General features: G+C 62.0%; 18 protein-coding genes. 13 read left to right on the top strand and 5 right to left on the bottom strand.

The window, feature by feature from the left end:
- Positions 1-116: 116 nt before the first annotated feature.
- Positions 117-2,108 carry a DUF6538 domain-containing protein gene (locus tag H9L12_RS03425; RefSeq protein WP_343060478.1) on the top strand — a complete coding sequence of 664 codons (1,992 nt, stop codon included), beginning with the start codon at positions 117-119 and terminating at the stop codon, positions 2,106-2,108.
- Between the two features lie 119 nt (positions 2,109-2,227).
- Here H9L12_RS03425 and H9L12_RS03420 read toward each other — a convergent pair whose 3' ends face one another.
- The 5 genes from H9L12_RS03420 to H9L12_RS03400 form a co-directional block, all read right to left on the bottom strand.
- Positions 2,228-3,004: a 3'-5' exonuclease family protein gene (locus H9L12_RS03420; protein WP_187542621.1), complete on the bottom strand. Its 777-nt coding sequence runs from the start codon at positions 3,002-3,004 to the stop codon at positions 2,228-2,230.
- A 117-nt stretch (positions 3,005-3,121) separates the two neighbouring features.
- Entirely contained in the window at positions 3,122-3,760 is a 639-nt protein-coding gene (locus H9L12_RS03415) for a hypothetical protein (RefSeq protein ID WP_187542620.1), read from the bottom strand.
- Positions 3,761-3,857: 97 nt separating this feature from the next.
- Entirely contained in the window at positions 3,858-4,697 is an 840-nt protein-coding gene (locus H9L12_RS03410) for a 3'-5' exonuclease family protein (RefSeq protein WP_187542619.1), read from the bottom strand.
- Between the two features lie 107 nt (positions 4,698-4,804).
- Complete coding sequence (locus H9L12_RS03405) at positions 4,805-7,480, bottom strand: MobA/MobL family protein (protein WP_187542618.1); 2,676 nt, start codon at positions 7,478-7,480, stop codon at positions 4,805-4,807.
- A gap of 490 nt (positions 7,481-7,970) precedes the next feature.
- On the bottom strand, positions 7,971-8,336 hold the full coding sequence (locus H9L12_RS03400) for a hypothetical protein (protein WP_187542617.1): 366 nt from the start codon (positions 8,334-8,336) through the stop codon (positions 7,971-7,973).
- Positions 8,337-8,537: 201 nt separating this feature from the next.
- Here H9L12_RS03400 and H9L12_RS13360 point away from each other — a divergent pair, with 201 nt between their 5' ends.
- The 12 genes from H9L12_RS13360 to H9L12_RS03360 all read left to right on the top strand — a co-directional run bounded on the left by H9L12_RS13360 (position 8,538) and on the right by H9L12_RS03360 (position 18,808).
- A complete protein-coding gene (locus tag H9L12_RS13360; protein WP_246450550.1) occupies positions 8,538-9,131 on the top strand; it encodes a hypothetical protein in 594 nt (197 codons plus the stop codon).
- Positions 9,131-9,502: a hypothetical protein gene (locus H9L12_RS13355; protein WP_246450548.1), complete on the top strand. Its 372-nt coding sequence runs from the start codon at positions 9,131-9,133 to the stop codon at positions 9,500-9,502. The genes H9L12_RS13360 and H9L12_RS13355 overlap by 1 nt, the downstream gene beginning before the upstream one ends.
- Positions 9,503-9,547: 45 nt before the next feature.
- Positions 9,548-9,691, top strand: a complete 144-nt coding sequence (locus H9L12_RS13350; RefSeq protein ID WP_246450546.1) for a hypothetical protein — start codon at positions 9,548-9,550, stop codon at positions 9,689-9,691.
- A gap of 72 nt (positions 9,692-9,763) precedes the next feature.
- The gene (locus tag H9L12_RS13345) at positions 9,764-10,891 is read left to right on the top strand and encodes a hypothetical protein (protein WP_246450544.1); all 1,128 of its coding nucleotides are present in this window, start codon (positions 9,764-9,766) and stop codon (positions 10,889-10,891) included.
- Positions 10,888-11,076, top strand: a complete 189-nt coding sequence (locus H9L12_RS13340) for a hypothetical protein (protein ID WP_246450542.1) — start codon at positions 10,888-10,890, stop codon at positions 11,074-11,076. The genes H9L12_RS13345 and H9L12_RS13340 overlap by 4 nt, the downstream gene beginning before the upstream one ends.
- Before the next feature lie 309 nt (positions 11,077-11,385).
- A complete protein-coding gene (locus tag H9L12_RS03390) occupies positions 11,386-13,671 on the top strand; it encodes a heavy metal translocating P-type ATPase (protein ID WP_246450540.1) in 2,286 nt (761 codons plus the stop codon).
- Positions 13,668-14,330, top strand: coding sequence for a class I SAM-dependent methyltransferase (locus tag H9L12_RS03385; protein WP_187542615.1), 663 nt, complete (start codon positions 13,668-13,670; stop codon positions 14,328-14,330). Before H9L12_RS03390 ends, H9L12_RS03385 begins: the two co-directional genes overlap by 4 nt.
- On the top strand, positions 14,327-14,716 hold the full coding sequence (gene cueR, locus H9L12_RS03380; RefSeq protein WP_147493497.1) for a Cu(I)-responsive transcriptional regulator: 390 nt from the start codon (positions 14,327-14,329) through the stop codon (positions 14,714-14,716). Before H9L12_RS03385 ends, cueR begins: the two co-directional genes overlap by 4 nt.
- Positions 14,717-14,745: 29 nt before the next feature.
- Positions 14,746-15,117 carry a hypothetical protein gene (locus H9L12_RS03375; protein ID WP_187542614.1) on the top strand — a complete coding sequence of 124 codons (372 nt, stop codon included), beginning with the start codon at positions 14,746-14,748 and terminating at the stop codon, positions 15,115-15,117.
- Between the two features lie 34 nt (positions 15,118-15,151).
- On the top strand, positions 15,152-15,415 hold the full coding sequence (locus tag H9L12_RS03370; RefSeq protein WP_147493499.1) for a hypothetical protein: 264 nt from the start codon (positions 15,152-15,154) through the stop codon (positions 15,413-15,415).
- A 79-nt stretch (positions 15,416-15,494) separates the two neighbouring features.
- Positions 15,495-17,591, top strand: coding sequence for a copper resistance system multicopper oxidase (locus tag H9L12_RS03365; protein ID WP_187542613.1), 2,097 nt, complete (start codon positions 15,495-15,497; stop codon positions 17,589-17,591).
- Positions 17,588-18,808, top strand: coding sequence for a copper resistance protein B (locus tag H9L12_RS03360; RefSeq protein WP_187542612.1), 1,221 nt, complete (start codon positions 17,588-17,590; stop codon positions 18,806-18,808). The genes H9L12_RS03365 and H9L12_RS03360 overlap by 4 nt, the downstream gene beginning before the upstream one ends.
- Positions 18,809-18,813: the final 5 nt, after the last annotated feature.

The following is an 18,813-nucleotide window of genomic DNA, read 5'->3' as shown; positions in this document are numbered from 1 at the left end:
AACCTGATCACAGCCTCGGCTGGGCGGGTCGGATTTTGTAACACCTGGCTGCTCACGCGGTCGGCCGACCGGTTCGCCGCCTAATGCTGAGGCCATGATCAGGGCGGAGACCCCTCATGTCCTTCATACCCCACGTGATTAGGCGCAATGGACGCTACAGCTATCGTCGGCGACTGCCTTCGCCGTTTCACCACTTCCGCCCTATAACGGTATCGTTGGGCACCGCCACGCCGTTCAAGGCAAGGCGGTTAAGCGCCCATTTGTCGGTGGCGTTCGAGGAATTGGTCGGGATGTGCGCAGCGTTGACAGACTTAACAGCCGAGGAAGCCTACGCTTTCTTTCGCCATGGCCTCGAACGGGAGTTGGCGAAGGCGATTGAGGCCTATGAGAAGCACTCGCCCAACGAGGAAGTCTGCGCCCGCGCAAATCGAGTGATGGCGGGTTCCATCGCGTTGGCACTTCAGGCTCACGAAGACCCGGTGTCTGCTCACGAATGGCCCCAAGACATCGACGAGTTTCAGCCCGTTTATCGGATTGCGCAGCATTATCTTGACCGCGCTAAGGATGACGCTCGGTCCCGACTATTAAGCGAAGGCAAAGCGGTCTCCCCGACGAGAATGCGCGGTGCCGTCCACCAGATCCTTCGCGGTCGACTATCAGCGCATCAGCGGACCGAACACCTGTCGGCCCCGTCGATCCGCGCGCGTGGACATCCGCTGGTAGTGTTATTAGACGACACGTTGTTCGATGGCGCCAGTATCGTGCAGTCGGCCACTATTGCTGCGACTGCCGCAGCATCGCCGGACGATGCGCATCTCTATTTGGAACATGACACGCGCCGTTTCAGCGCCATAATTCCGATTGTCACGCAGGCTCTTCAAGCGGACGACCATTGGGGTGTCGACGTATCCCAGCGACAAACCATTTTGAGAACCTTTGCCTGGCTGACGGGCGACAAGCGCCTATGCGATTATCGGCCTTCCGATATCGAAGGCTACAAATCGGCCCTACAACGAATCCCAACGACGCATCGTTGGGATGGCCACCAGCAGGCGGTCGAAGACGTGCTGGCCAGCTATCCGACCATCCCGAAGACGAATAAGCGCAACGGTCGCACGCTCAATCGGGACCTGTCGACAATGGAACGTGTCGCAAAGCATCTGTCGAAATCGAGCTGGAAGCCGCGATCGGGACACGGCCGGATCATGGACTTCAGCGAACACTACGTCGAGATTAAGGAAAACCCGCTGGAGCCCGAGCGGGTCCCATGGACTGTCGATCATCTCAAGGCGTTCTTCAGTTCGCGCGTCTATCTTGGAGGAGGCGGCACGGCCAAACGCCATCACGCGACAGATTTACCGACCGTGTGGCACGACGCGTCCTATTGGGTGCCGATGATTGCCGCCTACGCCTATATGTCGCGGGAAGAGATTTGTGGGCTCGAGTGCGAGGATGTCGTCTCAAGTGCGGATAGGCCTTACATCGCTGTCCGGCGAAACATGACCAAATCGAAGGACGGTCATACGGCAGATGGGCTTAAGAACCTCCATCGTGATCGCGTCGTCCCGATACACCCTGAATTGATCCGCCTCGGGTTTCTGGAATATGTCGAAGCCGTCGCTGCCGAAGGTCACGTCGCCATATTTCCTGAACTTTATCATCGGGATTTGAAGGTGCGTGGCGGAAAGCGGTTCTGGCAATCCTCCTTCCGTTACCAGGTCGATGCCGTGGCGGCTGTTATGCCGCTTCCCAGAACCGTCAGCGGTAAGGACGCCGACTTTCACAGCTTCCGCACCTATGGCGCGAGCCACGCTGAAACTACTGATGTGAAGCAGGCGATCGTCGATCTGTTGTTCGGGCATGCATCGGCTGGAACAAACTTGCGAAAATATGGCAGGGCTCGACTGACCCTTGATGAAGCTGAGTATCTTGAGCGGCTTCATGACGGGCTAGTGACCGTCGCTCCGATCGTGACCGGTCATCTCGTCTGCCCACCCAAGATCAACTTGCTACCGTTGGACCGTCGATCTCGAACTGGTTCGGCGCCTGGTCGACGCGCTTCGTTGTCAAAGGCCGAACGCCGGAAGCGCGATAAGGCCGCCAAGTGAATTGCATCAATTTGACCCCCATTGGCGGGTCGACCTAGCGGGCCGTCGCCACTGGAGCGCTTGAAGGATCCGGCGTTGAATGTGGCCGGTGAGCGAGACTCACCGGCCACATAGGGTGGTCATGCGGCGCGGCGCATCGCCTCCCGGATGTCGTTCTCGATCTCCCGCCGAAGTCGATCGGCGACATTTCCCAGTATCCGCGCGTAGGGGGCCTTCGAACGGATCGGCCGGACAAATCGGATGACAGCCAATTGGGCCGCCTTGCCCGACATCAGGTCGCCTTCGGCCGCCAGCCAATTACAGAGGATCAAGCTGGTGCTAACCACGTCAGCTTCGCTGACGTGCTCGCACGAACGATATTTGCCAGCCTGAACGAAGGCCGGTATCATCGCCGCGCTGCCACCCATCTTGACTGGGATGTTCTGACGAACCGCAACCTCCGTCATGTGCACGTGGTTGCGTTCGCCTCCCTTGAACGCCTGTGCGAGATCCAAATGGACAGCCCGGCTGTTGATGTTGGATTTGAGCTGACGAGGCAGCTTCAGGCCATGCTCGTGAGCGGCGATTCGAAGGACCGGCACGTCTGCGCTGATGCCGCCCCAGCTCACTAGTCGCGCGAACGGGCGCTCGCGGATGAAGGCGAAAAGACGCGCGACGGTCCGTGCCTCGTCCGGTCCCGACCAGCTTTGCATGGCCCTAACGTCCAGGATACCGTCGTCGACGGTGACGGCCATGACGCTTGCGGCTGCGACACGTCGCATCGGCCACCTCATCGGTGCCGCATCGTCACGATCACGTGAAGCGTAGCGCTCATAGAGCTGCCGATCGTAGATAAATTCGAGATCCAGGATGATGTATTCGCTGGTGCTGATGTGGTTGTCGTTCGCCTTGAACATGATGTTTTCCTTTTGGTGGTTAGAAACGCCAAAGGGCCGCGCGATGGCGGCCCTTTGGAGGTCTTGATGCTGAAAGTCCGGCTGGGCCGGTGCGCCTGACGGGCGCGGGATGTCAGTTCATCTTCCTTTTCCTTTCCCTTTCGATTCCCACTGATCGAACGCAGCAAAAGCCCGGCGACGGTCGTCGCCGACCGCCATGAGCGACTGAGCGAATGCGACCCAGATACTGCGCACGCGGTGCGACAGGCGGCGCTCGACCAACGCCGGGTTGAGCTGAAGAGCGTCCTTTTCGCGTTCGCCCCAATCGGCAGCGGAGTAGCCCCGTGACACGGCGATCTGATGCAGCGGGATGGTCGCCTTACCGGTCGCCAACCAGCGGGCATCGAGCGGTTGCTGGGCCAAAGCTGCCGTGAACCGCATCAGTGGGCGAATCCCGTCCTGCTCGCGCTCGCTATCGCGCGGCAACCGGACGAGGCTCGCGACGAGGCGGGCAAGCTGCCAGCCGCCAATGGCGCTGTCAGGATCGACCTGCTCGGCGAGGTTGGTCAGCAAATCGAGCGACACATCGCCGGTCTCGGCCAAGTCCGTGGCAATCGCTTCGTTAAACTCGAGGTTGCCGGTTTCACTCTGGCGGACCCGCAGCAGTGCGAACCCTCGAAGGTAGACGAGGTGCCGGCTGAACTGGTCGGCATTGTTCACTGTCACCTTGCGAAAGTCGCAGTCGATGACGGTCAAGTCGGTAGGATAATTGGGCATGGTGTGTCTTTCATTGACGCATGCACCGTCACCCGTGGCCGACTGGTCGGCGCGGCTGACGGCGGGTTGATGGAAAGGGTCGGCGTGAGAGCTGCGGTCAGCCGTCGGAATGGTCCTGTGCGAAGGCATCGGACTGGCCGGGGAGATGCGTCACGAATCGCATCTGCTGACGGTGCTCGATCGCTTCGATGCCCGTGGTCAGCTGATGTAACAGGGCCAGCCGGTCATACTCTTCCGCGCCATCGAGGCGCTCAAACGCCGACAGATGGTCGATGCCATTGTCCGCCACGAACCGGCCGAACGACGAGATGAGCGACGCCGCATATCCGGGATCGGAATGGCGCATGCCAATCCCGACCGCTGCAAGGCACAGCGTCGCGGCGACGTCGCTTTCGCAGTATCGGCAGACACGATCGAATTGGCCCTGGGCCATCATGGCTGCCACATCAGAACCGTGCGCGTCGGTTTTAACCGGAATGGCGAGCGCCGTGCAAAGCGTCTCCAAACCGGCGCCGCGGGCGGCTCCAAAGTTCGACCACAGGTCGGCGACATCGATATGAGCCGCCTGGTCGTATCGGTTGGCCGACCAAATGCGGTTTAAGCCTGCCAACTCCAGCTTAGTCGCGCGCGCGGCGGCAAGCGCGAGCACGCCAGCATCGAATCCGCGCGAGTTAAACCCGATCATAGTTCGGCGCTCAAGAAGGTAGCTGACCCTCTCGATGGCGGTCGCGGGATCGTCGCGAAACGACACCGTCTCCAAGCGGAAATACCACTCGCCGTATCGCTTGCTGTCGGCGATCAGGATCGACACGCAAACGGGAATGTGCGCAGGCCACGGCGGAAACCCCCCATCGGCTACCGGGGGCGCGAGCGTTTCCGCGTCGAGCACGGCGAGCCGCATCGGCGGGGCCGATGGGCGGTTGAAATATCTGGACATCGTGAGGCTCCTTAAAGAGCCGGCGGGAGCGATCAGCGGAATGCCGATTCTTTTTCCATTCCCCTACCGGTCTCATGCCCTCAGCCTCACGGTGCTCACTTTCTCGGTTAAAATCCCAATCCATCGTCCGACGGTGGTCGCCTAACCTTATTGCTGGTTTGCCCAGCCACTCGATCGATCAATCCTTTTCCTGGGTTGGCTCGAGCTACGCCTTGCTCTTTTTGGCCGCTCGCGATCCGTTCGCGATACCGGCGCATGATCCGTTCCTGTCGCTCATTGAACAGGTTCACGCCAATGGCTGGATTTGCCTTGATCCACTCCCGGAAGGCCAATGGAACTTCATCAGGCTTCGCGAAAATAACTCCGCTCGGAGTGCGCTGCAGCGCCCAACGGCTGTTCACAATATGGCGCGAGACCGGTCCCGTCGTTGCGCCAACCGGCGCGTCCCAAGATGCCGTGGACCGCAGATCGTCGCCATTCCAGCGCTTGATTACTTCCTCCACTTTCCACGGCGCTTGGCCGAACCGATTTAGTGGGAAGTCATAGCCGGCCGTCGGCTGATGCGGGGTCGAAGTAACCTCGGTGCGGATTGCGGAATGCCCTTCGGATGCGGGTGGAGGTTCAGCGACAAGCGCCGCGGAAGGCGTGTTTGCAGGTTTTGTGGTCACGGTTTTGACGACGCGAGCGGGGACAGGCTCCGCCGCACCGGTATCGGCGGACGCGTCGACGCCAAGTGGACAAATCTTCGGCGATTTGGCGCTTGGCTCGGCTGCAACGTGTTGAACCCGAGGACTTTCTGAAACCGTTGTCGCTCCTGCGGGAAGCATCCGGTCGTTGAGTTTTCCATCAATACGCTCATGCGGGCGGGATATTGAGGCAGAGGCATCCATAATCCGCTCGATGGTCTTCCCCGAGCCCAGATTTGCATCCGCGAGGCCCATTGTTCGATCGTTCTCCTGTTCTACGGAGGGCCAATGCGGAGTTTCGGCGGACGATTTTTTACTGCTCAGCTGTGCAGGTTCCAGACGGCGGGGCGAGATCGGCAAGCCTGCCGGCGCGCTGTCTCGCTCGGCGGTTGGCAAAGACTCAACTGCATCGCTGACGGCTGCGGAATGTAGGTCCTCAACACGCTCGACGAGCCTCTTTCGCGCTGCCGAACGCGTGGTCAGCTCACTCATCAACTGTAGGTAAGCCGACGTGATTGCTGGATAACTGGCGCCCCCACCACCCAGCCAGGCCTCGGCATGCCGGTGCCGGTCGCGGAACTCACCGTCCCTATCCGCGCCTGATTCCACAAGGCGGTCAGCCCGATCCCCAACTGCGTAACAGGTCGACATCGACCGTTCGATCGTCAGCTCGAGTAAGGCGCGTTCGCGCTCCGCGTTCGCGTAAGCCCTCAAGCGATCAAGCTCCTTTTTCGTTTCCTTGACCTTGGTCTTTGTGGCCTTGCCGCTGGGATCGGCCGCGGTCAGAATAGACATCAGCTGGGCCTCTAGATCGTCGACGTTCTGGAGTTCGCGGAGATATTTTTGGTGAACCAAACGCATATGCGCAGCAGCATGGCGGTTTTCGTTTATCGTGGACTTCCGCGTTGGAATGCCACGTTTCACCAAGGCATGCTCCCGCGGGCCGAGCGTCACGTCGGGCACCTTTGCGACTCCCATTTCCTTGTAGGTTCGGCAATCGTAAATCGCTTTGAGTCCATGCCTGTTGGCGACTGCGTTGACGTCGGTTTCGACCCATTGCCGAACCCGTTTGGCTAGGCCGACTTTGTGCGCGTCGCGCTGTTTGTTCTGGCGGAAGGGGCGATGCTTCAGGAGGTTGCCGGACGAGGACCGATATTCCCGCGTGACGGCGAAATCCCACTGACCCACCTGGTCTTTGAAATCACCCTTTCGGAGAGCCTTGCGGATGTCGCCGACAATCTTTGGGTTGACCGTAGCCAAGTCATTCTCGGTCCCGTCGAGACGCCGACACGGGCGGTCGTAGATGTCGATGTGGACATGGAAGTTTCGCGCATCATTGTCCGCTTCGGGTTCGTGGATGACCGCGAAATACATCACGCCGAGCTTGTCCAAGCGGGCGCAGATGACCTTGACCGTTTCGATCCGCTGGGCGGCATTGAATTCGTGCGGAAGAGCATGGATGACTCGGATCTGGGTGACCCCGCCCCTGCCGTAAATCCAGTTGATCCCGTCCAGTTTCGCGCGCTGCTTGGCCGTGCGCTTCTTGCCTTGGGGGTCAAAGTGTGAAGCGGGTTTAAAGCCGTGCTTGCGCATGATTCTGAACAGATGGTCGCCACCCCGTGTCAACTCGATCTTGCCACCTCGTGCTACGTTGCGGGCCGCCCAAGCCTGGCGAACAGCAGGTTCGCAGTCGGGGTCATTAGCGACATTTCGCCAAAGGACGGGGTCGTGGTGGAAGTCCACCGCGACCTTGTCGTTTGAGGGCGTGCGCTCGCACTGCTCGACCAGGTCGAAGAACGCGAAAATATCGCCCAGCGAGTCATGTGAGATGTTGCTTTCAAAATAAGTCTTACCATCCTCGGTCTGCTGGACTCGCTCGCCCATCAGGTATCCTTGTCGATCGTCCCGGTTGGCACCGGCCTTGTATTTCGCGGACGCTTGGGCGGCGCCGGGGGCGATCCGCGTCCCGTCGCTTAAAGTGCGCTGCCGCATGGTCTTGGGGATGTAAGTGACCTTGCAGTGGAACGAACGCCGCCCGTCAGCTCCCTTGAAATAGAAGCGCGGCGAGTAGACCGTTGGAGCCGACCAATGGGTCATCGCCAACCTACTGGGCGACGCAACATAACTAGTCCGACGCGTCTTTAGCGGTCGCCAGAGTGGCTCTCCGTCGCCCTCGAAAGCGCGCTTCAGGCGCGCCATCTTCGCAGCCGCCGATAGTGCGGCGGCTATCTCCTTCTTGATTTCACGACGAGCCGCACGCGCCATGGCGGCGCCTTTAGTGGGCGAGATTGCCGGGAGAGACTTTTGCCGTTTCACGGACCATTAGATACGGTCCGACGGACCTATGTCAAATCGTTATGATGAAAATCATAACATTTGGCCTTTTGCACCTAACCTAATTCTCGATAACCATTTGGTGGTTATTCTTGGACTTCTGCAATTCTACTTTGGGCCTGTTATGCGCTTAGCCTGTTCGTGAGCGATTGCATATCGGGGATGGCAATGGGCTCGATTGATCTTGCGAGGCCTCAGAACGGGCCGAGGCTGGCGGAACCGTGTCGACCCGGCTCCGCCAGCTTAAGCAAGCTTAGAGTTCGCGGCTGAGCCTGGCGTTGAACGCCTTGTAGCCATCGTCGCCGAACTCGGCGCGTGCGTCAGGATCCGCATGGATAAGATCCTCGAACATGACTTTCTTGTTCGGTCCGTGCTCAAGAACCGCCTTGATGGTGTCACGGTGCTTGATGATCGTGGGACTCGGCTTTGCCCGACTACCTCGCCGTCGCGTATCGTCCGCATATCGTTTGGCCTCGTCCGGCGTGACGTTACGCCCGAACGGTGATGGTCCCGAGGTGATCCCGGCCATCGGATTGGCCAGCGGAAGAGTTTGCTGCGGCTGGATTGGTCCAGCCGCGGGGGCTGGTCGCACTTGATTGGTGTTGTTCATGGTCTTCATCCTGTGTTCCGCGAGGGCGGAATTGCCCTTGCAATGAAGTTATAGGACGGGTTCATGGAAACCGACGAAAGGGGAATGCCGGGCCCCTTATGCGCGCGTGTGGGGGAGTTATCGTTGCCGACGTTGGACTGGATGACGCGGGGGTGGATGTGACCGCTCACGCGCGGGTGCCGTATCGGATGCTGGAGGCGGTGCCGGCGCTTGACGGGGGCGACCGCGATCCGGCGAACATGCTGTTCCAAGAAGTATCAGTTCCGCGCGCTCGACGCCCTCGGCACCTTCCTCGCCGAAGCGGTGACCAAGCCGCATGGCGTGGCCTACAACATCGCCTGCAAGGTCGGCGATCCGGGGTTCTACGCCTCGATCTACGAGCCGCTGAACCACTTGCGCGACGTGCCCTATTGCTGCCTTCGCCTGCCGACCGGCGGCGGCAAGACTCTGCTCGGCGCGCATAGCGTCGGCATCGCGCACAAGCATCGGGTCGACGGCCCGCAATATCCGGTCGCGCTGTGGCTGGTGCCATCGACGACCATCGGCGACCAGACGCTGGACGCCTTGAAAACCCGGGCCATCCGTATCGCATGGCGCTGGAAGCGGCCTTTGGTGGCAACGTCCGTGTGCTGGGCATCGACGAACGGCGACAAATCACGCCGCAGGATCTGGCGACGGCTGCGCATGTCTTCGTCGCCACGGTGCAGGCGTTCCGCGTCGCCCAGGCGGCGCAACGCAACGTCTACAGGGATGACGAGAATTACGAGCCCTTCTTCAAGGGTCGCGCGCTACCCGATGACCTGATGCGGAACGAGGCCGATGCGACGGTGCGGCCGGGCGAGGTGAGCTGGTCATTCGCAAATATCATGCGGCTGGTGCGGCCGGTCATGATCGTCGACGAGGCGCAAAACTTTGTTACCGGCCTGTCGGAAACCACGGGCGCGCGACTGAACCCGAGCGCCATTATCGAATTCACCGCCACGCCCGTCCGCTCGAACGTCATCGTATCCGCCACCGCCGACGAGTTGAAGACGGAGCAGATGGTCAAGCTGCCGATCCATCTGACCCAGCACACCGGCTGGGAAGCGGCGATCGTCCATGCGCTTCAGCAGCGCGCCGGTCTTGCCACCACTGCCCGTGATGCGAACGAGCCGATCCGGCCCATCGCCCTTTAACAAGCGCAGGCCGCGACCGCCGGCGCGGAAGCGACAGTCGATGTAGTGAAGGCGACGCTGCTGGAACATGGCGTGCCGGAGACGGCCATCGCCATCGCGACCGGCAACCAGCGCGAGTTGGACGGCGTTGACCTGTTCGACCCGGCCTGTCCAATCGAGCATGTCATCACGGTCGAGGCTTTGCGCTAAGGCTGGGATTGCAGCTTCGCCTACGTCTTCTGTTCGGTCGCGAACATCCAGTCGGCAACGGCGGTCGAACAGTTGCTGGGCCGCGTACTTCGCATGCCATTCGCCAAGCGGCGCGCGACCGAGGAGCTGAACCGCGCCTACGCGCACGTTACCGGCGTTGGTTTCCACGCGGCCGCCAACAAGCTCAAGGATACGCTGGTCGCGATGGGCTTCGACGAGCGCACCGCCCGCGACGAGATCATCGCCCAGCAAGCCGCCGATGCCGCCGCAGCTGTCCTGCCAATTACCGCGCGTTCGGCGATTCCGCCGGTTGTGTTGTCGGCCCGGCCTGACCTGGCCGCCCTGCCGCCAGCGGTTCGCGATGCGGTGACCGTTGTTGGCGAAGGGGACGGCGTGTCGGTCGTCATCAATGCCGATGCCAGCGACGAGGTTCTGGCGCAGATCGGCGAAGCGCTCGCGGCTTTGGCCGGTGACCAAGACCCGCGTCCCGCCATTGCCGCTCATGTGGAACGCCGGCAGGCCGCAGCGACGCCATCTCAGCAGGGCGCATCGTTTACTGTGCCGGGCCTTGCGCTCGAGACGCATGGCGAGCTCGACCTCGTCTATCCCGATACGCTGCTCGACCTGTCCGGCTGGACACTGGACGGGGTCGATCCCGACTTGCCGGGCTTCCAGTTGAGCGAGACGCCGGACACCGTCGTGGTCGACGTCGACGATGGGCAGGTGCGGATCAGCCGCGCTAGCAACCAGATGACGCTGCAGCTCGACGACGAAAGGGCGTGGACCGTGTCGGACCTTTCCCGCTGGCTCGACCGAATGACCCGGCAGGTTGACGTTTCGCAACCGGTGTTTCTGGAATATTGCCGGCGGGTCGTGTCGCATCTCGTCGATCAGCGCGGGTTGGCATTGGCGGCATTGGTCCGGGCCAAGGACGTGCTGAAGCGGGCGATCGCCGTGCGGGTCGCCGAGCTTCGCGCGGCCTCGGGCGCGCGAGGCATGCAGCTCCTGCTCGGAGACATCACTCCTGCTTTCGCGCTCGGTGAAAACGGCTTCACCTTCGCGGAAGGCCGTTACCTGCCGCCTCGCCCCTATTCGGGCAGCTACGTCTGGCAGAAGCATTTCTTCCCGCGCCGGACGACATCAAAGAGGGCGGCGAGGAATTCCGATGTGCCGTCGCAATCGACGGCCATCCGTCGGTGAAGCACTGGGTCCGCAACATCGTTCGCGGTCCCCATGCCTACTGGCTGCCGACCTCAACGGATCGCTTCTATCCCGACTTCGTCGCGGAACTCATCGACGGGCGGATGCTGGTGCTGGAGTATAAGGGGCTCACCTCGCCGCCAACGAGGACACGGCCGAGAAGACCAACATCGGCGCCCGGTTAGAAGAGATCAGCGGCGGCCAAGTCGTCTTCTGGATGGCGGACGGCGCTGACCGACCTGATTTCGTGACACGTTTAAGTTCCAGGTTAATGACCTAGCGACGCAATTCGTCCTCGGCTCATCATTGACGTGTCCAACCCTAGCGGGAGGCCTTTGGTTGGATTCCTCCCTAGCCCGGTGACCCCTTGACCCTAACATGGTGTCAAGGTCCATCTAGGCGTAAGGAGAGCCGATCGAGGGAAGTTTGCTATGGTAGAATGCTGCCACAAAGGCGCCGAAGAAGCCGCAACAACCACCGATCCGGTGTGCGGGATGAAGGTCGACACCCGGACGACCGAGCATCGCTACGACTTCGCCGACCAGCCGTATTATTTTTGCAGTGCCCGCTGTCTCGACAGGTTCGCTGCCAATCCCGATGCCTATCTGAATCCCGCAGCAAGCGGCCCTGCGATCGGTCATCCGGCCGAGGGGGCATCTGCGGAACCGGCAGTCGGAACGATCTGGACCTGCCCGATGCATTTGGAGATCCGACGGGACAAGCCGGGCCAGTGTCCGATTTGCGGCATGGCTCTGGAGCCACTTGAGCCGACGCTCGACGAAGGGCCCAATCCCGAATTGATCGACATGAGCCGCCGTTTCTTGGTTAGCGCAGCACTCAGCTTGCCGCTTGTCATCCTGACCTTCGGCGCCGAGCTTTTCGGCTGGGAGCCGATCCCGATGCGAACCTCGATGTGGGTGCAGCTTGCGCTCGCCACGCCGGTGGTGTTGTGGGGCGGCTGGCCATTCTTCGAGCGCTTCTGGGCAAGCCTCAAGACCCGCAACCTCAACATGTTCACCTTGATCGGTCTCGGCGTGGGCGTTGCCTACGGCTATAGCGTCGTGGCCGCTGTCACCCCGGAGAGTTTCCCGACTTCGCTGCGAACGATGGGCGGTCTCGTCCCCGTCTATTTTGAGGCCGCAGCGGTCATCACGACGCTGGTGCTGTTGGGCCAGGTGCTGGAACTGCGGGCACGGAGCGCGACTGGAGCGGCGATCAAGTCACTTCTGGGCCTCGCGCCCAAGACTGCAAGGCGTGTCCGTGACAACGCCGAGGAGGACATTCCGCTGGAGCATGTCCAAGTCGGCGACTGGCTCCGTATCCGGCCCGGCGAGAAGATCCCGGTGGATGGGGTGATCGTCGACGGTCACAGCTCGGTCGATGAGTCGATGATCAGCGGCGAGCCGGTCCCGGTTGAGAAGCTGCCCGGCCAGAAGGTCACCGGCGGGACCGTCAACGGCACCGGCAGCCTACTGATGCGGGCCGAGCGGGTCGGCCGCGACACGATGCTGGCCCAGATCGTGCGCATGGTCGCCGATGCCCAGCGGTCACGAGCGCCGATCCAAAAGCTGGCCGATCAAGTGTCCGCCTGGTTCGTCCCCGGCGTGGTCTTGGTATCGATCGCCGCGTTCGCGGTGTGGAGCCTGGTCGGCCCTGAACCGCGCCTTGCCCACGCGTTGGTCAACGCGATCGCAGTATTGATCATTGCCTGCCCCTGCGCGCTCGGCCTCGCCACCCCCATGTCGATCATGGTCGGGACCGGCCGTGGCGCATCGGTGGGTGTGTTGGTCAAGAATGCCGAAGCACTGGAGCTGATGGAGAAGGTCGACACGCTGGTCGTCGACAAGACCGGCACACTCACCGAGGGCAGGCCCAGGCTGGTCGGCGTCAATACTTTCGATGGCTTCGACGAGCACGATGTGCTGCGTCTTGCGGCTTCCTTGGAGCGTGGCAGCGAGCACCCTTTGGCTGAAGCCATCGTCAGCGGCGCGGAAGAGCGGGAAATCGACCTTCCGCCAAGCAGCGACTTCAAGTCGGTCACCGGCAAAGGCGTGAGCGGCACGGTCGACGGACGAAAGGTCGCTCTGGGCAACACGGCGATGCTTGCCGAGCTTGGCATCGATACGGCGCCGCTGGAAGCAAGCGCGGACCAGCATCGCGCCGACGGCCAGGGCGTTATGTTCGTGGCCATCGACGGCAAGCTCGCCGGGCTTCTGGTGGTGGCAGATCCGATCAAAAAGAGCGCGGCTGATGCCGTGGCCGAATTGCGGCGCGCTGCCGTCCATGTTGTCATGATGACCGGCGACAACCGCCGCACCGCCGAGGCCGTCGCCCGCAGAGTCGGCATCGACGAGGTCATGGCGGATGTCCTGCCCGATCAGAAGCAGGCAAAGGTCGCGGAATTGCGCTCAGCCGGACGCAGGGTCGCAATGGCCGGCGACGGCATTAACGACGCCCCGGCTTTGGCTGCCGCCGATGTCGGCCTCGCGATGGGCACCGGCACCGATGTTGCAATGGAAAGCGCGCATGTGACGCTGGTGAAAGGCGATCTCGTAGGAATTGTTAGGGCTCGGCATTTGAGCCGGGCGACGATGCGCAACATCCGCCAGAACCTGTTCTTCTCCTTCATTTTCAATGCGGCCGGCGTGCCGATCGCGGCTGGTGTGCTTTACCCCTGGTTCGGCATCCTGCTGTCGCCGATCATCGCCGGCGCGGCGATGGCCTTCAGTTCGGTCGCGGTGATCGGCAATTCGCTGCGGCTGAATCGGGTGAGGTTGTGAGCGCCGCCCCTTACACTCCGCCGCTCGGCGTCGCGGCTCTAACGCCGTTTTACGATCGGGCGATTGGTCTGTTCACGAGAGAAGCGCATTGGCGCTCCAAACTGGCGAAAGCCATTGATCCGCGACCCGGAGAGACGATCCTGGATGTCGGCTCTGGAACCGGTAGCCTGGGTGTTATCCTCTCGAGCAGGGAGCCGAATGCTTTCTATCGGGGCATCGATCCTGATGCCGATGCTGTGCGCTCGGCTCGATCGAAAGCCAAGTCGGCTGGATCGAGCGCATTGTTCGACGAAGGGTTTTTGGCTGACAAGCCACCGTCGGATGCACACCGGGTTGACAAGGTAGCCAGTAGTCTCGTCTTCCATCAGGTGCCCCTTAGCGAGAAAATTCGGCTTCTGGCCGCCATGCGGGACTGGTTGAAGCCCGGTGGTTCAATCTTCATTGCCGATTACGGCGAGCAGCGCTCGATCCCGATGAAGGTGGCTTTCCGTTTCACCGTTCAGTTGCTCGATGGCGTTTCCGATACCCAGCCGAACGCCGATGGTATCCTGCCCCGCTTGATGCGTGAGGCGGGGTTCATCGATGTTCGACAGCTAGACCGCATCGCCACGCCCAGCGGGTCAATCGATCTGCTGACCGCGAGGAAAATCACGGCATGAAAATCGGCCAAGCATCGATCGCGTCCGGCGTCAGCCAGCGCATGATCCGTCATTACGAGAAGATCGGTCTCATGCCGCCGGCCGCGCGCCGCGACTCCGGCTATCGCGATTACGATGACCGGGATCTCCACACGCTTCGGTTCATCGGCAGGGCTCGCGATCTCGGATTTCCGATCGACGAGATCCGCCAGCTGCTGGCACTTTGGAGCGATAAGGATCGCGCAAGCGCCGATGTAAAGGAAATTGCCTTGGCTCGCGCAGCGGAACTCCGCGACAGGATTGAGGTTCTGCAAGGCATGAAGCGAACTCTGGAACGATTAGCGGCCAGTTGCCACGGAGACGCTCGCCCCGATTGTCCGATCCTCGACGAACTGGACGCGGAATAACACTCATGGCCGCTTCAAAGACCACTCGATTGTATATTCTGGGTTTTGCGCCCATATCGGCGCTTGTGAATGCCCGAGCGATCTTCTCGATTCTCATTGCCGTAGCGATGCTGTTTGCGCCGTTGGCGATGCAGTCTGGCGCGGCGATGGCCATGGCGCCAACCGACCATCACGCCCAGATGATGGGCAAGGGACACTGCGACAAGAGTTCGAGCTCCGACAAGGATACCAGCAAGGCTGGCAAGAGCTGCTGTGTGGCCATGTGTGCAGCAGTTGCCGTGACGCCGGCGGCGTCGATTGAGCCTCATGCTTATGCGAGGGTCAGTCCCTCCGTAACGCCTCAAGGTTTCCAGTTCGGCTATTTCGGAGAACTCCCCACACCCCCTCCGCGGGTGGCGTGAAAATCGACTTCAACCGATTTTCACGGAGTTACCAATGAACAAGATGATGCTTGCGATCGCGATGTCGATCGCCCTTCCGGCCGTTGCCAGCGCGCAAACGGCCCCCGCTCCGGCACCCAAGAAGATGGAGTGCTGCGAGAAGATGAAAGAGAAGTGCGACTGCTGCAAGGACATGGCCAAGATGGACCATTCCAAGCACGACACGAAGGCCGGTGCCGACGCGCACGCGGGCCACAACATGTCGCCTTCTCCGGCGGCAGCGCCGAGCGCTGACGCTCACCAAAACCACGGCAACTAACGATTGCTGACTCCTGTCGCCGGGCATTCGCCCGGTGGCAGGACCGGCATATTTGTCCGTGACCGAGCGAGGATTCCCTATGATCGATAATGTCGCGCTTGAGCGGCGTGCTTTCCTGCGCGCCGCGGCGCTAACCGGCGCCGGATTTGGCGTGGCCGGAGCCATGCCCGCCTGGGCGCAACCTGTATCCGGCGGCCTCGTCCGGCCGCTGCCGACGGTCAGCGGCAACGACATTGCCCTCACCATCGGCAAGGTCGCCGTCCGTGTCGATGGCAAGGTCAGCCGCGCCGTTGGCATCAACGGCACCGTCCCCGGCCCGCTGGTGCGGCTCAAGGAAGGCCAGAAGGTCCGCCTTCGCGTTCAGAGCACGCTGGACGAGGAAAGCTCAATCCACTGGCATGGCTTGCTCGTGCCATTCGCAATGGACGGTGTTCCTGGCATCAGCTTCCCCGGCATTATGCCCCGGTCGACCTTCGACTATGAGTTCGAGGTCAATCAGTCGGGCACCTACTGGTATCATAGCCACAGCGCTTACCAGGAAGAAGATGGCGTTTACGGGCCAATCGTCATCGATCCGGCCGGTCCCGATCCAGTGGCCTTCGATCGCGAGCATGTGCTGGTCCTGTCGGACCACAGTCCGATGGCCGGCGCCACCATCTACAAGAAACTGAAGCAGATGGGCGGCGGCTATTTCAACATGCAGCGCCTGACCCTGTCGGGACAGCTTGCCGGCCGCGACCTGCCGGCTTCCGAACGCCGCGAATGGGCCAAGATGCGGATGGATCCGGCCGACATCGCCGATGTTACCGGCTCGACTTACAATTTTACGGTCAACGGCTTTGGACCGTTCGACAACTGGACCGGCCTGTTCAGGCCGGGCGAGCGGGTGCGCTTGCGCATCATCAACGCCGCCGCGCAGTCCAACTTTAATGTCCGCATCCCCGACTTGCCGATGACGGTGGTCCAGGCCGATGGGCAGAATGTCCGTCCGGTCACCGTCGATGAACTCCAGATCGGCGTCGCCGAGACCTACGATGTCGTCGTGACGCCGGGCGACCGCGCCTACAGTTTCGTCAGCGAGTCCATCGACCGGTCCGGCCTCGGCCGCGCCACTCTGGCGCCGCGCGAGGGCATGTCGGCACCCGTTCCGCCGCTCCGCCCACGGCCGGTGCTGACCATGAAGGACATGGGGATGGACATGAGCGGCATGAATCACGGCGGAATGGCTGGCATGGCCGGGATGGACATGCCCAATGCGCCTAACCCGGCGGCGGTTCGCGGCGTCGACCCATCGGCCGAGCAGAATGCCTCCCGCAACCTGTGGAAGCTGACCGGATGGAAGGAGCCGACCGACCACGGAACGATCAAGTCGGCCGCGGTTGCGGCGAGCGCCGCTATGGCGGGCATGGATCATGCCGCCATGGGCCACGGCACCGCGGCTGCCACCCCCGCTCCTACCGGTTCGATGGCCGGAATGGACCATTCGGCGATGACTCAGGGCGCCGCCGGGTCGGGTTCGATGGCCGGCATGGATCATTCCGCGATGACCGGAGCCGCGCCGACCGGCGGCACAGCCGCTGCGCCGATGGGTCATGGGGCAAGCGGGGGTTCCATGTCGCACAGCATGCGGGACTTCTCCAATGCGCCTCAGGTCGACAAGAACCCCGGCGTCCAGACGATTTCACCGAACCCGGTCGATCGTACTGGTGAACCGGGCGCTGGTCTGGAAGGTCTCGATCATCGCGTGTTGACCTATCGCGACCTGGTGTCGCTCAACCGCAATCCAGATGTGCGGGCGCCGACGCGCTCGCTCGACATCCATCTCACCGGCAACATGGAACGCTATATGTGGTCGTTCGACGGCGTAAAGATGAGCGAGCCGGCTGAGCCGATTCCGTTCCGCCTCAACGAGCGGGTGCGGGTGACGCTGATCAACGACACGATGATGCCGCACCCGATCCACCTGCACGGCCATTTCTTCGAGCTGGTGACGGGCCATGGCGCCTATGGGCCGCGAAAGCACACGGTCAATGTCGCGCCGGGTGGAAAGGTCAGCTTCGATGTGACTGCCGACGCCCAGGGCGACTGGGCGTTCCACTGTCACAATCTCTACCACATGACCGCCGGGATGATGCGCGTCGTCACGGTCCGTCCCGATCAGGGAGGCAACCAATGACCTTCGTAAAGTGCATCCTGCCGCTACTCGCGGCGACCGCCAGCGTCGCCGTCGCGGCGCCCGCCGCCGCGCAGATGAACCATAGCAACATGCCGGGCATGACGATGCCGATGCCGGCGAAGAAGGCGCCGGCGAAAAAACCCGCTGCGAAGAAAACGATCGCCAAGAAGCCGATCGCGAAGAAACCGGCCGCAAAAAAGGCTGGCCCAAAAAAGCCGGTTGCACAAAAGGGTGCCACCAAGCCGGCAGATCCGCATGCGGGTCATGACATGTCGTCAATGCCGGGCATGCAAACACCGGCCGCATCGGCACCGCCGCAGACGACCTGTCTGCCGGAGCATGCGGCGATGGGGCACTGCACTCTGCCGACGACCCAGCCAGCCCCGCCTCCTGAGCCCACCTGCATGCCAGAGCATGCCGCGATGGGCCATTGCACCCCGGCGACAACCAACACCGCCGAGGGCACGAGTTTTCCAGCCGGCAACGCCCCGCGGCCGCCGGTGCCGACCGACCATGCGGGCGATGCCGTCTACGGCACGCCAGCGATGGAGATGGGACGCCACCACCTCAAGGAGTTCCATGGCGACCAGAAGTTCTTCCAGGCGCTGCTCAATGTGTTCGAGGCACAGTTGCGCAACGGCCGCGACGGTTACGAATGGGATGGCGAAGCCTGGTATGGCGGCGACATCAACCGGTTGTGGCTCAAGAGCGAGGGCGAAGCGGCGTTCGGACGCCCCGTTGAAAAGGCCGAAGTGCAGGCGCTCTACAGCCGCGCGATCGGACCCTATTTCAATGTCCAAGGTGGCGTGCGTTACGACTTCAAACCCAACCCGTCGCGGGTCTATGCGACTGTCGGGTTCGAGGGACTGGCGCCGAGCTTTTTCGATGTCGAGGGCGCGCTATTCCTGTCGAACAAGGGCGAGCTGATGGCTCGCCTCGAAGGCTATTATGACCAGCGCATTACCCAGCGGCTGATCCTTCAGCCCCGCGCCGAGCTGAACTTCGCCGCGCAGAGCAGCCGCGAGATCGGCGTCGGCAAGGGACTGAGCGACGCCGAGCTGGGGCTCCGCCTGCGCTACGACATCCGCCGTGAGTTCGCGCCCTACATCGGCGTCCAATACCGCCGTGCCTTCGGTGACACCCGCCAGTTCCTGCGCGCCGAAGGCGAGGATGCGGCCGGCTGGAGCGTCGTCAGCGGCATTCGCATGTGGTTCTGATCAAG

The sequence above is a fragment of the Sphingomonas rhizophila genome (assembly GCF_014396585.1).
GTDB classification, from domain to species: Bacteria; Pseudomonadota; Alphaproteobacteria; order Sphingomonadales; family Sphingomonadaceae; genus Sphingomicrobium; species Sphingomicrobium rhizophilum.
Note: the sequence above shows the minus strand (reverse complement) of the source record. Positions and strands in the feature narration are given on the sequence as shown.

What these genes read in the sequence shown, in the direction of transcription:
- H9L12_RS03415 (WP_187542620.1), bottom strand. Translation starts at nt 3,760, where the DNA reads ATGCCCAATTATCCTACCGACTTGACCGTCATCGACTGCGACTTTCGC.
- H9L12_RS03390 (WP_246450540.1), top strand. Translation starts at nt 11,386, where the DNA reads ATGAAGGTCGACACCCGGACGACCGAGCATCGCTACGACTTCGCCGAC.
- H9L12_RS03405 (WP_187542618.1), bottom strand. Translation starts at nt 7,480, where the DNA reads ATGACCCATTGGTCGGCTCCAACGGTCTACTCGCCGCGCTTCTATTTC.
- H9L12_RS03420 (WP_187542621.1), bottom strand. Translation starts at nt 3,004, where the DNA reads ATGTTCAAGGCGAACGACAACCACATCAGCACCAGCGAATACATCATC.
- cueR (WP_147493497.1), top strand. Translation starts at nt 14,327, where the DNA reads ATGAAAATCGGCCAAGCATCGATCGCGTCCGGCGTCAGCCAGCGCATG.
- H9L12_RS03365 (WP_187542613.1), top strand. Translation starts at nt 15,495, where the DNA reads ATGATCGATAATGTCGCGCTTGAGCGGCGTGCTTTCCTGCGCGCCGCG.
- H9L12_RS03425 (WP_343060478.1), top strand. Translation starts at nt 117, where the DNA reads ATGTCCTTCATACCCCACGTGATTAGGCGCAATGGACGCTACAGCTAT.
- H9L12_RS13355 (WP_246450548.1), top strand. Translation starts at nt 9,131, where the DNA reads ATGCGGAACGAGGCCGATGCGACGGTGCGGCCGGGCGAGGTGAGCTGG.
- H9L12_RS03410 (WP_187542619.1), bottom strand. Translation starts at nt 4,697, where the DNA reads ATGTCCAGATATTTCAACCGCCCATCGGCCCCGCCGATGCGGCTCGCC.
- H9L12_RS03360 (WP_187542612.1), top strand. Translation starts at nt 17,588, where the DNA reads ATGACCTTCGTAAAGTGCATCCTGCCGCTACTCGCGGCGACCGCCAGC.
- H9L12_RS03370 (WP_147493499.1), top strand. Translation starts at nt 15,152, where the DNA reads ATGAACAAGATGATGCTTGCGATCGCGATGTCGATCGCCCTTCCGGCC.
- H9L12_RS03400 (WP_187542617.1), bottom strand. Translation starts at nt 8,336, where the DNA reads ATGAAGACCATGAACAACACCAATCAAGTGCGACCAGCCCCCGCGGCT.